Annotated in this window: 9 protein-coding genes; 1 reads left to right on the top strand and 8 read right to left on the bottom strand. The window is 62.9% G+C overall.

Features of this window, described 5'->3' with window-relative positions; translation table 11 throughout:
* Nucleotides 1–142: 142 nt before the first annotated feature.
* The 7 genes from M5C01_RS15585 to mexE form a co-directional block, all read right to left on the bottom strand.
* Nucleotides 143–1,195 (bottom strand): tetratricopeptide repeat protein, encoded by a 1,053-nt coding sequence (locus tag M5C01_RS15585; RefSeq protein ID WP_103494843.1) that lies wholly within the window; start codon nt 1,193–1,195, stop codon nt 143–145.
* Nucleotides 1,196–1,283: 88 nt separating this feature from the next.
* Nucleotides 1,284–2,183: a bestrophin family protein gene (locus tag M5C01_RS15580; RefSeq protein WP_152739526.1), complete on the bottom strand. Its 900-nt coding sequence runs from the start codon at nt 2,181–2,183 to the stop codon at nt 1,284–1,286.
* A gap of 112 nt (nt 2,184–2,295) precedes the next feature.
* On the bottom strand, nt 2,296–4,395 hold the full coding sequence (locus M5C01_RS15575) for an EAL domain-containing protein (protein WP_152739525.1): 2,100 nt from the start codon (nt 4,393–4,395) through the stop codon (nt 2,296–2,298).
* A 402-nt stretch (nt 4,396–4,797) separates the two neighbouring features.
* Complete coding sequence (locus tag M5C01_RS15570; protein WP_177098807.1) at nt 4,798–4,941, bottom strand: hypothetical protein; 144 nt, start codon at nt 4,939–4,941, stop codon at nt 4,798–4,800.
* Nucleotides 4,942–5,178: 237 nt separating this feature from the next.
* The gene (locus M5C01_RS15565; protein WP_152739524.1) at nt 5,179–6,606 is read right to left on the bottom strand and encodes an efflux transporter outer membrane subunit; all 1,428 of its coding nucleotides are present in this window, start codon (nt 6,604–6,606) and stop codon (nt 5,179–5,181) included.
* Nucleotides 6,603–9,782, bottom strand: coding sequence for an efflux RND transporter permease subunit (locus M5C01_RS15560; RefSeq protein ID WP_152739523.1), 3,180 nt, complete (start codon nt 9,780–9,782; stop codon nt 6,603–6,605). Before M5C01_RS15560 ends, M5C01_RS15565 begins: the two co-directional genes overlap by 4 nt.
* A gap of 12 nt (nt 9,783–9,794) precedes the next feature.
* Nucleotides 9,795–11,051 (bottom strand): multidrug efflux RND transporter periplasmic adaptor subunit MexE, encoded by a 1,257-nt coding sequence (mexE, locus tag M5C01_RS15555; RefSeq protein ID WP_152739522.1) that lies wholly within the window; start codon nt 11,049–11,051, stop codon nt 9,795–9,797.
* A gap of 315 nt (nt 11,052–11,366) precedes the next feature.
* On the opposite strand from mexE, the gene M5C01_RS15550 reads away from it, so the two are divergent.
* Complete coding sequence (locus M5C01_RS15550; protein ID WP_177098804.1) at nt 11,367–11,792, top strand: hypothetical protein; 426 nt, start codon at nt 11,367–11,369, stop codon at nt 11,790–11,792.
* Nucleotides 11,793–11,826: 34 nt separating this feature from the next.
* Here M5C01_RS15550 and M5C01_RS15545 read toward each other — a convergent pair whose 3' ends face one another.
* On the bottom strand, nt 11,827–12,741 hold the full coding sequence (locus M5C01_RS15545; protein WP_103494851.1) for a LysR family transcriptional regulator: 915 nt from the start codon (nt 12,739–12,741) through the stop codon (nt 11,827–11,829).
* Nucleotides 12,742–12,810 lie beyond the last annotated feature (69 nt).

The raw sequence follows: 12,810 nt of genomic DNA, 5'->3' as shown, positions 1-12,810 counted from the left end.
AGATAGCCAGAAGCTTCGCGGGCAAGCCCTGCTCCTACAATGTTGTGCCGTACACACAATCGGTGAACGACGCCATACTGTAGGAGCAGGGCTTGCCCGCGAAGAGGCCCTCGAACCCGCCAAAAGTCTTGCGGACGAGCACTTACAACCCCTGCTGCAACGCCGGATCATCCGGGTTCTGCTGCTCCAACTGGGCCAGCAGGATTTGCACGTTCTGCAATTGCCCGGTTTCCTTCCAGTAACTGATCAGCAGCACCCGCGCCTTGCGGTTCGACGGCTGGCGCTGGACGATTTCCTCCAACTGCCGCTGGGCCGCCTCGACCTGCTGCAAGTCATGCAGGGTGGTGGCCAGCTTGTAGCGGTACTCGGCGTTCTCCGGTTGCAGTTCCACCGCCTTGGCCAACCCCAGCACCGCGAGTTCGGTCTGGCCGTGACGCAATAGCCAGACCCCCAGGGCATGTTGCAGATAGGCCGATTGCGGCTGCACCTGCAGCTGCTTGGCCAGCAGTTGCCGGGCCTGGTCCGGCTGGTTGCGCTTGTCCAGCAATTCGACCTGGGCCACCAGCGCCTTGAGGTTGTCCGGCTCCAGCCGCGAGACATGCTCCAGCGCCGCTTGGGCCTTGTCCAGCTGTCCCTCATGCAAATACAAGCGCGCCAGCTGGAACTGCGCCTCGGCGCTTTCCGGCTGGGCCGCCAGGGTCCGTTCGTACTCGTCCACCACCTGTTGCAGCGGGCCGTAATACAAGCCCTGGTCGTCCGGTGACAAACCGAGCATGGCGTTGGCGGCGGCGAAGCGCACGGCTTGCTCGTGGTCTTCCAGCACCGGACCGAGCAACAGGCTGCGCTGGGCCCCGGGTACCAGGCCGACAATGCTCTGGATCGCCGCTTCGCGAACCACCGGCGAGGAGTTCTGCAGGTCCGCATCGGCCAGTTTCAGGGCCTGGGGGCTGGGGTAGTTGGGCAGTTCGGCATGCAGGGCGGCGCGGCGGGCATCCGTCAGGTCTTTGCGCGCCAGCTGCTGGTAGAGCACCCGCGCCGCGCCGGGCAGGCCGTTATGCGCTTGCTTCAGCGCCTGGCCGTAATTGATATGCGGGGCCTGGGGAGCGGCAGGCTTGCCGGGCAGCCAGTGCCAGACAAGGCCGAGGGCAAGCAGGAGCGACAGGCTGGTAAGCAGGTAGCGGCGAGGCTTCGTCATGCAGGGTCCGTGAGCTGGCGAGCGTTGAATGTACCAGCTTCGGTCAGCCGCGCTCAGGAGTCAAACCCGCGCCACCGATCAGCCCGCCTCAGGTCAGCACATAGTCCACCGGTTCCAGCACCGGTGGCAGTTCGCTGTGCCCGAGGCTGGCGAGGACTTCGCGTTCCACGCTGCGCAGGATCGCATTGCACGGCAGATCGTTTTCATCGAAGCCGAACGGGTCCTCCAGGTCGTCGCCGATCTCGTCCAGGCCGAGGAAGGTGTAGCTGACGATGGCGGTGAACACCGGCGTCAGCCAGCCCAGCGGTTCGGCCATGGCGAAGGGCAGGAGAATGCAGAACAGGTAGATGGTGCGGTGCAGCAGCAGGTTGTAGGGGAAGGGTAGCGGCGTGTGCTTGATCCGCTCGCAACTGGCCTGGACCTGGCTGAGGCTGAGCAGCAGTGCCGAGAAGATTGTATAGCGGTACTCGCTGATCAGCCCTTGTGCCGCGAACCCGGAGCAACGTGCGCCGATCCGTTGCAGCAACTGGTCGGTGGCATTCGGATGGCCGGCGGCGGGCGTTTCCTGTTGCCAGGGTTCGATGGCCTGGCGTTCGTCCTCCAGGCGCAGACGGGCAATCAGGCCGTGGGCAAAACCGCAGAGCTCGCGCAGCAGCGCGGTCCGTTGCGGCCCATCGCCGAGCACCTGGCTTTCGCGAATCAACGAGCGCACGTCGATGATCAATTGCCCCAGCTGCTTGCGACCTTCCCACCAGCGGTCATAGCAGGCGTTGTTGCGAAAGCTCATGAAAATCGACAAGGACAAGCCGAGCAAGGTGAAGGGCGTGGCATTGACCTTGGAGAAATAGGCCGGATGCCAGGTCTCCACCAGCACGATGACCGAGGCCAGCACGGTCACCAGCAGGCAGCGCAGGGCAATGCGCTTGGCAATCGAGCCCTTGAGGGAAAACAGGATGGCGATCAGGTTCGGCTTGGAGCGGACGATCATGGCGAGGGTCTTGGGGCTTGGGAAAAATGACGGTACTCCACCTTAAGCGCCGCTGCCCGCCGTTGTCCAATCACCCTGGCCGACAAGATGATCGAAGGGCTCTATGACGGCATTAGCCGGGCAGCATCAAGCCGCTGGTCTCCCGCGTCAATGACTGGCGCTGGTGGACGAATTCCGCCATGCGCTCGCCGGGGATCGCCTTGCTGAAGTACCAACCCTGGATCACCAGTTCCGTCGACGAGTGCAGGGCATCGTACTGCTCCTGGGTTTCCACGCCTTCGACAATGATCCCCAGGTTCAGGGCTTCACACAGCCGCAGCATGCCATTCAAGACCCGCGCGCCCTCGGGATGGCAGTGGGCGACGACAAAGCTGCGGTCGATCTTGATGCAGTCGATCTTGAACTGGTGCAGGTAACTCAACGCCGAATAACCGGTGCCGAAGTCATCGATATACAGCTTGGCGCCGAAACCGTGCAGGCGCTCGATCAGGCGGTTGATCACCTGGACATCGCCGACCAGGGCGTCCTCGGTCAATTCGACGGAAATCATGCCCTGGGCCTGGGCGAGGATCTCCAGCAGGCGCTCGCCGTACTCCGGCATGCACAAGGTGGCGCCGGTCACGTTGATGGTCATCGGCAGTTCAAAGCCGGCCTTGTGCCAACGCCGATATTGCTCCAGCCCCTGGGAGGCCACCCACAGGTCGACATCCGGCATCAGGTTGGCCTGGCCCAGCCACTTGAGGAACTCCCAGGGCTGCTGGGCGTTACCATCCTTGTCGCGGGCGCGCATCAGGGCCTCGCAACCGGTGCACAGGCCGGTGGTCTTGGAGATTTGCGGCTGGAACTCCAGGTAAAACTCGTATTCGCTGATCTGGCGGATACGGTCCACTTCCCGGGCACGACGGGCGTCGTTCTTGTACGAGGCCGCCACCGGGTCGAGTTCGAACAGCCGGCCCTTTTCCTCGAGGCTGCGGAAGGTGGTGTCGAAGGACTTGATATAGATGCCGTTGTCGGCGTCCTGGTGACGGTGCAGGCCAATCACATAGGGGGCGTAGATCAGGCTGCCGATACCCAGCAGCACCAGTTGCAGGACCACCGCGGCCCAGTCGCCGTTGGTGCTCAGGTAGGCGTTGAGGAGCACCGGCGAGTTCAGCGGCATGCCGGTGACCATCGGTGCCACCCAGCCGGCCTGGGTCACCGCCACCGCGATCAGCGCGTTGAGCAGCGGGGTGATCAGAAAGGGGATGAACAGGCGCGGGTTGAGAATGATCGGCAGGCCGAACAGCAGGATCTCATTGACGTTGAACAACGACAGCGGCACCGCGGCCAGGGCCAGCAGGCGCAGGGAGCGGTCACGGGTAAACAGCAGCACGGCGACGATCAGTGACAGCGAGGCGCCGGAGCCGCCGATAAAGGCGAAACAGCCCAGCAGGCCGCTGTTGAGGATATAGCGGTGCGGTTCCCCGGCGGCGAGGTTGATCTGATTGATAGTCACCGCCTCGTCGAGGACGCTGAACACCGGCTGCATGGCGTGCAGGCCGTGGATGCCGAAGAACCACAGGACCGAGTTGCTGGCGCTGATCAGCGCGCCGTAGCGGTAGGGATGCTCCAGTGCCCCGCGGTCGAAGGGCACCTGCATCTGGGCGACCAGGGGAATCTCCAGCAGCAGTGATAGCACGGTGACCAGCAGGGCGGTGGCGATCAGGCCGGGGAGCACCACGTTGATGCTGTCGCGGACATTGAAGCCGACCACGTTTTCCCGTACCAGCCGTGTCCAGGATTGTCGGTACAGCCAGGCCATGATCGGTACGTTGATCAGCGGCGAGGCGATGGCGATAAACAGCACCAGGGTGGCCGCGGCCCGGGGAAAGTCGCTGAGCAGGTAAATGGCGATTTCCACATGGGCCAGGCACAGGAAGGCCACCGGCACCTGGGGCAGGCGATAGCGGATGGCAAGCATATAGCCGATGGAGGCGGCCACCAGCAAGGGCAGGATGCCGCTGATCTTCTCGTGCAATCCGGCGAGGAAATTCACCCAGTCGTCGGGCAGCCCGGCCAAGCGGGCGCAGGCCGACAGGATCAGGAACGCCGTCGACACCAGCAGGCAGGGCAGCAGCCACAGCAGGCCTTCGCGGATGGCCCGCAGCGAATCGGCCCCGGCCAGCGCGGCCAGGCGCTGGGTCAGGAACAACTGGAAGACTGACTGTGACATTGCCCAACCCCTTTAGACCTTCAGTCCTTTCGGGGCAAATAGCTATCAGTTCGGCCCCTGGCGACGAGCATATCCCGAGATGGCCCGAAAAGGCCAAGTCGCTGCTTGAAAAAGCCCCGAGGCCAAAGGCACTCGGGGCCGGTCGATGGGTGTGCGGGCGAAAAATGGCGGCGTCACTGATGTCCGCCGGATTGCAGTTGGTGACCGAGCCGAGCAGTGGCGGGAGCAGGCTGTTCGCTGTCCCGGTGGCGGTCCAGACTACCGGCGTGACCTCGCCCGCGGCGCAGGCCCCTGCGACTCCGGCGCTGGAGGTGAACAACGACGGCAGGATAGTGGCCCCGCCTGAATTGAGATCTGAAACGGCGTAGTGGACGAAGTCCTTTCCAATGGAGTTGGCAATCGTCAGATGATTGTTAGTGACACCAACGGCATAACTGTGACGTTGTACATGTTGTCGGTCCAGGTGACAGCCTGGGCCGTCGTGGCCAGGTTGACACCCGCGATAACCAATCCAAGTGAAGTAACAAGACGAGAGGGGAGTTTCATAACGCTTCTCCTTGCGATGAGTGTGAACGCACGATCTGTGCGCGCACTTACCGTACCCCTGGGCCCACTCCACCGGTAACTGTCAGAAATGACAGTTCGTTAGAGCAATTCGAAGCTGCTGAAATATCCAGCAACGCTATTGCCAGGGCTTATTCACGGACGAAAAAAAGCCCCGCGACCAAGGTGGCGCGGGGCTGAAAAAGGGTCGGAGGGCATCCAACCCCGGGAGGTCTTGAATCAGTTGCTGCTGGCGACCGTCTGTGGCTCGTAGCCGCCACCGAGGGACTTGTAGATCGCCACGATGCCGCGATACAGATCGGTCTCGGCCTGGGCCTGGCTGTCTTCGGCGGCCAGGCGTTCGCGCTGGGCGTCGAGCAGGACCAGGAAGTCGGCGGTGCCTTCGCGGTAGCGAATCGCAGCCAGATCGGCGGCGGCACGGCTCGATTCGCTCTGGCGGATCAGCGAGATCAGCCGTTGCTGGCGCTTGCCGTAATCGCTGAAGGCGTTCTGGGTTTCTTCCAGGGCCAGCAACACTTGCTGCTCGTAGCTGGCCAGGGCGCCTTCGGCCTCGGCATTGGCACCGCGCAAACGGGCCCTGACGCTACCGAGGTTGAACGCCGGCCAGGTAATACTTGGGCCGAGGGCCCAGGCATTGGCGGCCGGCGAGCCGATCTGCGAACCGCGCCCGGCGGTAAAGCCGAGGAAGCCGCTGAGGCTGACCCGGGGGAACAGGTCGGCCTTGGCCACGCCGATCCGCGCGGTGGCGGCGGCGAGCTTGCGTTCGGCGCTGACGATATCCGGACGGCGTTGCAGCAGGTCGCCCGGATTGCCAATGGCCAGGGCCTTGGAAATCGCCGGCAGGTCTTTCGGACCCAGATCCACTGTCAAAGTGTCCGGACGCTCGCCGAGCAAGGTCGCGATACGATTGCGCTCACGAGCCTGTTCGGCCTGTAATTGCGGCACCGTGGCTTCGACCGCCGCGAGGCGGGCGTCGGCACGGACCACGTCGAGCTGATCGCCGACACCGGCGTCACGCAGGCTTTCGGTGATGCCCTTGGATTCCTGTTGGTTCTTCAGGTTGGCCAGGGCGATCTTTTCCCGTAGCTGCGCGCCACGCAGTTGACCGTAGGCATCCACCAGTTCGGCAATCATGGTGACTTGCAGTTGGTAGAGGTCGGCTTCGGCCACCTGCTGGTCGGCATCGGCGGCTTCCAGGTTGCGGCGGATACGGCCGAACAGGTCGACTTCCCAGGCCATGTCCAGGCCCAGGTCATAGCGTTCGCTATTGACCCGTTGCTCGGTGGTGCCCGGCACCTGGCCCTTGGCGAGGTCGGCGCTGGCACGGCTGGTGATGGTCGGCATGGTTTCGGTGCTGACATCGTCGCGGATCGCCCGCGACGCTTTCAGGCGGGCGAAGGCCACGCGCAATTCACGGTTGCCGGCCAGTGACTGGGTCACCAGCTGGTTCAGGGTCGGATCGTCGAACTGCTGCCACCAGATACCCTGGAAACGTGCGCGGTCATAGTTCTTCTGGCCGGCGCTGCCATCGGTGGCGGCGGTGATGTTCGCCTTCTCCGTGGCCGGGGCCTTATAGTCCGGGCCGACCGTACAGGCGCCCAGCGCCAGCACCAGCAGGCTCGGCAGAAAGGCTTTCAGATTGCTCATTGTTGCGCCTCCAGCTTGAGGGCCCGGGCGGCTTTGCGAGCATCGCTGCGCTCGACAAAGCGGCGAATCAATACGTAGAACACTGGCGTCAGCAGCAGACCGAAGAAGGTCACCCCGAGCATCCCGGAGAACACCGCCACACCCATGGCATGACGCATCTCGGCACCGGCACCGCTGGAGAACACCAGGGGCACCACACCCATGATGAAGGCGAAGGAAGTCATCAGGATCGGCCGCAGACGCAGGCGGCAGGCTTCCAGTACCGCGCTCAGCGGATCGAGGCCTTCCTGCTGTTTATCCTTGGCAAACTCGACGATCAGAATCGCGTTCTTGCACGCCAGGCCCACCAGTACGATCAGGCCGATCTGGGTGAAGATGTTGTTGTCGCCACCGGAAGCAATCACCCCGGTAATCGCCGACAGCAGGGTCATCGGTACGATCAGGATCACCGCCAGCGGCAGGCTCCAGCTTTCGTATTGGGCGGCCAGTACCAGGAACGCCAGCAGTACGCAGAGCGGGAAGACGAACAGCGCGGTATTGCCCGAGAGGATCTGCTGGTAGGTCAGGTCGGTCCACTCGTAGGTCATGCCGTTGGGCAGTTCGTCCTTGAGCAGTTTCTCGACCGCCAGCTGGGCCTGGCCGGAGCTGTAGCCCGGTGCGGCGGCGCCGTTGATTTCCGCGGTGATAAAGCCGTTGTAGTGCATGACGCGGTCCGGACCCGAGGTGTCGCTGACCTTGATAAAGGTCGCCAGGGGGATCATCTCGCCTTTGTTGTTACGCACTTTCAGCTGGCCGATCTGGTCGGACTCGAGGCGGAACTGCTGTTCGGCCTGGACGTTGACCTGATAGGTGCGACCGAAGCGGTTGAAGTCGTTGGCATACAGCGAACCCAGGTAGATCTGCAGGGTGTCGAAGATGTCGCTGACGGCCACGCCGTGGGTCTTGGCCTTTTCCCGATCGATAGCGGCATCGACCTGCGGCACGTTGACCGTATAGCTGGTGAACAATCCGGCCAGTTCCGGCACGCTTCGGCTCTTGCCGATGATGTTCATGGTTTCCTTGTACAGCTCGTCGTAACCCAGGTTGCCACGGTCTTCGATCTGCAGGCGGAAGCCGCCGATGGTGCCCAGGCCTTGTACCGGCGGAGGCGGGAAGATCGCCATGTAGGCTTCCTGGATCCCGGCGAACTTGCCGTTCAGGGCACCGGCAATGGCACCGGCTGATTGGCTCGGGTCCTTGCGCTGGTCGAAAGGCTTCAGGGTCACGAACACGATACCGGCGTTCGGGCTGTTGGTGAAACCGTTGATCGACAGGCCAGGGAAGGCCACCGCGCTTTCCACGCCAGGCTGTTTCAGGGCCAGGTCGGACATGCGCTTGATCACGTCTTCGGTACGGTCCAGGCTCGCCGCATCCGGCAGTTGGGCGAAGGCCACCAGGTATTGCTTGTCCTGGGCCGGGACGAAACCGGTCGGGGTGCTGGCGAAACCGAACCAGGTCAGGACCATCAGGCCGGCGTACAGCACCAGGGCGATGCCGCTGGCACGGATAACGCGGGTCACGGTACCGACATAACCATGGCTGGCGTGGTCGAAGAAGCGGTTGAACGGACGGAACAACCAGCCGCCCAGCAGTTTGTCGAGGACCTTGGAGAAACCATCCTTCGGTGCGTCGTGACTTTTAAGCAGTACGGCCGCCAGTGCCGGCGACAGGGTCAGCGAGTTGAATGCCGAGATCACGGTGGAGATGGCGATGGTCAGGGCGAACTGCTTGTAGAACTGCCCGGTCAACCCGGAAATAAAGGCCGCCGGGATAAACACCGCACACAGCACCAGCGCCGTGGCCACGATCGGACCGGTCACTTCACGCATGGCGCGCTTGGTGGCTTCCACCGGATTGAGGCCGAGGCCGATATTTCGTTCGACGTTCTCCACCACCACGATGGCGTCGTCCACCACGATACCGATGGCCAGTACCAGGCCGAACAGCGAGAGGGCGTTGAGCGAGAAGCCGAACAGGTGCATGACCGCGAAGGTACCGATCAGCGACACCGGTACGGCGACCAGCGGGATGATCGAGGCACGCCAGGTCTGCAGGAACAGGATCACCACCAGGACCACGAGAATCAGGGCTTCGAACAGGGTGTGAACCACCGCTTCGATGGAACCGCGGACGAAGATCGTCGGGTCATAGACGATGCTGAAGTCCATGCCTTCGGGGAAGTCCTTCTTCAACTCGGTCATCTTGGCGCGGACTTCGTTGGAGATATCGATCGCGTTGGAGCCCGGACGCTGGAAGATCGGGATCGCCACCGCCGGCTGGTTGTCCAGCAACGAGCGCAGCGCGTACTGGCTGGAGCCGAGCTCGACCCGGGCGATATCTTTCAGGCGGGTGATCTCGCCGTCGTCGCCGGCTCGAATCACGATGTTCTCGAATTCTTCCTCGGAGACCAGGCGCCCCTGGGCATTGACCGACAGCTGGAAGCTGGTGGCGTTGGGGGCGGGGGGCGCACCCAATTGGCCGGCCGCGACCTGGCGGTTCTGCTCGCGAATGGCGTTGACCACATCGGTGGCGGTCAGGTTGCGCGAAGCGGTCTTGTTCGGGTCGAGCCAGACCCGCAGGGAATAGTCGCCCATGCCGAACAGTTGCACGTCACCCACGCCGCCGAGGCGCGCCAACTCGTCCTTGATATTGAGCAAGGCGTAGTTGGACAGGTAGAGCATGTCGTAGCGTTTGTCCGGCGAGGTCAAGTGCACAACCATGGTCAGGTCGGGCGAGGCCTTGTCGACAGTGATACCGATCCGCGTCACTTCCACCGGAAGTTTCGGCTCGGTACGGGTCACACGGTTCTGCACCTGTACCTGCGCGTTGTCCAGGTCGGTACCCAGGGCGAAGGTGATGGTCAGGGTCAGCTTGCCGTCGGCGGTGGATTGCGAGGACATGTAGAGCATGTTCTCGACGCCGGTGATCGCCTGTTCCAGCGGCGCGGCCACGGTTTCACCGATGACCTTGGGGTTGGCGCCAGGGAAGTTGGCACGCACGACCACAGTCGGCGGTACCACTCCCGGGTATTCACTGATAGGCAACTGGAACAGCGAGATGGCGCCCGCGATCAGGATCAGCAGCGAAAGCACCGCCGCGAAGATCGGTCTTGATATGAAGAACTGGGAAAAATTCATCGTGTGTATCCCTTAACCGCGTGGAGTCGCTACGGCCAGCTTGGTAGCCGGTGCCGGTGCGCTCTTGGCGGGCGTGACCTGGGGCAGGTTGCTGGCTTCCAGGGCTTGTTTTTGTAGGGCCAGGGCCGCGAGGGTTTCCTTGGACGCCATCGGGATCACTTCCGGATCCACGGGCGAGCCAGGGCGAACGCGTTGCAGGCCCTTGACGATGATGGTGTCGTCCTTGTTCAGGCCATTGCGCACGATGCGCAACCCTTCGATTTTCGGACCCAGCTCGACCGAGCGGTAAACGGTCTTCTTGTCGGCGTCCATGACCAGCACGAACTTCTTGCCAAGGTCGGTACCCACGGCTTCGTCGTTGATCAGCACGGCGGCGTAGGTGCCGCTGCCGACCAGCTTCAGGCGTGCATACAGGCCCGGGGTGAAGGCGCCGTCGGCGTTGTCGAACACCGCGCGACCGCGAATGGTGCCGGTCTTGGGGTTGACCTGGTTGTCGACGAAGTTCATCACGCCCTGGTGCGGGTTGCCGGTTTCGTTGGACAGGCCGAGGTAGACCGGGGTGGTCTGGCCACGTTTGCCCTGGCGCGCGAGTTGGGTGTACTTGAGGTAGACCCGCTCGTCGGCGTCGAAGTAGGCGTAGACCTTGTCGGTGGAAACCACGCTGGTCAGCGGGGTGACATCGGCGGTGACAATGTTGCCGGCGGTGATTTCGGCACGGCTGACACGGCCGCTGATCGGGGCGGTGACGCGGGTGAAACTCAGGTTCAGTTTCGCCAGGTCCAACTGCGCCTGGGTGGCGTCGACCGCGGCCTTGGATTCCTGGGCGGAGCTGCTGCGGGTGTCGGCCAGTTCGGCGGAAATCGCGTTGCTGGTCAGCAGGCGCTTGCCGCGCTCGGCCTCGTTGGCGCTGCGGCTGGCGCTGGCGCGGGCTTGTTGCAATTGGGCTTCGAGGCGATGGACCTCAGCCTGGTAAGGACGTGGGTCGATCTGGAACAGCAGATCGCCTTTCTTCACCAGGGCGCCTTCGGTGAAGGCGACCGAGTCGATCTGCCCAGAGACGCGCGGACGGATCTCGACGGTTTCCGGGGCTTCGAGGCGACCGGTGAACTCGTCCCATTCATTGACGGGCTGCTCGATGACCTTGGCCACGCTGACCTTGGCTGCCGGCATCGCGCCACCTGCCGCCACGGGCGCTTTACCGCAGGCGCTCATCACCACGACCGCCAGGGCAGCCAGAGGGAAGCGCAAAAGTTTAAGTGACTGTTCCATGGGGGGAGTCCGCCAATCTATTGAGATGGGCGGATCATGCTGTGGCGGGGTGGTTGCGCACGAATCGAATGAAGCGAAGGTAACTATCATTCGGAATGATATCAATCCGATTCGAGCCCTCTAGCATGCGCTTTCCGTTAGGTGGCTATCTATTCCAGAAATGACAAATCACTGTTGCTGGGAATGCAAAAAGCGTTGCGCGTGTCAGCGCCGTGTCAGGCAATCTTTACGTAAGATTACAGGGCCTTGACGGTCGTGCGTCCGACACCCGGGTAAGCTTGTCTCGACAGCGCTGAGTGCGCATCGAGGTGATTGATGAAAAGCATCATACGAGAAGTGGATTCGCTATTTCCCTTTTTTAGCGCCCAGCGTTGGGCCGAAGAAACACCCATCGACATTCAAGACGCCTTGCAGGATCAGTTGCGCGGCTACCTGGGACGCGGGTTTACCTGCGTATTGCTGGGTATTGGCGGGCAGTCGGGGTCACGCCATTACTCGTTGCAGATCTACCACGATAAGAGCGGCCAACACCTTGAGCTTCACGGTCCCTTTGATCGGCAGTGCGTGCAGGACATCTTCAGGGTCGCGCAGCAGATGAAGGCGCGGTTTCGGTCTGCCCAGGGCGGCGGTAACAAGGTGCGGCTGCTTGAGGTGCCCAGGTTTTCCACGAAAGCAGAGGGCGCCAACACTGCGGCGACAGCCTTGCTGAAAGGCTTTTCGTCAGTGAGTCGAAGCGCGTGATGATGCCCTGACGCTGAGAACATCGGGATCGATTTCAGAGACTGTCAGGGTCCCCGCAGAACATCTGGATCCGCGAGCGCAGCCAGCGTTCGCCCGGGTCGTTGTCCTGGGAACCGCGCCAGGCCATGTGCAGTTCGAAGGTCTGGGTGTCCAGCGGCGGGTTCTCGGCCCGCACGCCACCGGCTGCCGTCAGCGCATCGGCGGTGTAGTCCGGCACGGTGGCAATGATGTCGGTGCCGGAGATCAGGGTGCTCAGGCCGTTGAACTGCGGCACCGCGAGCACCACGTGGCGCTTGCGCCCGAGTTTTTCCAGCTCGGTATCGATAAAGCCACTCAAGTCGCCGGCGAACGACACCAGGGCATGGGGCCGCGCGCAGAAGTCATCCAGCGACATCGGGCCGGGCATGGTGTCGGCCCGCAGCAATTTCGGCGAACTGCGGCGTAGCACCTTGCGCTTGGCGTTGGCCGGCAGGTCGGTGGTGTAGCACACGCCAATGGAAATCTCGCCGGAGCCCAGCTTGGCCGGAATCAGCAGATAGTTGACGCGGCGGATCACCAGGACGATGCCGGGCGCCTCGGCGCGCAGGCGCTTGAGCAACTGCGGCAGCAAGGCGAACTCGACGTCATCGGACAGGCCGATGCGAAACACCGAGGTGCTGGTGGCCGGGTCGAACTCCGAGGCGCGGCTGACCGCGGTGGAAATCGAGTCCAGGGCCGGGGAGAGCAGGGCGAAGATCTCCACGGCACGGGCCGACGGCTCCATGCTGCGGCCGGTGCGCACGAACAGCGGGTCATCGAACAGGCTGCGCAGGCGCGACAACGCCGCGCTGATGGCCGGTTGGCCGAGGAACAGCTTTTCGGCGGCCCGGGTCACGCTCCGCTCGTGCATCAGGGTTTCGAATACGATCAGCAGGTTCAGATCGACGCGACGCAAGTCGTTACGGTTCATCGGGCTCGCTTCACAGGATATTCACTGGCGGGGAAGGTCAATCTTACGGGCAAAAGTGGTTGATTCGCA

Source organism: Pseudomonas sp. MWU12-2319, from assembly GCF_023242525.1.
Taxonomy (GTDB): Bacteria; Pseudomonadota; Gammaproteobacteria; order Pseudomonadales; family Pseudomonadaceae; genus Aquipseudomonas; species Aquipseudomonas gingeri_D.
Note: the sequence above shows the minus strand (reverse complement) of the source record. Positions and strands in the feature narration are given on the sequence as shown.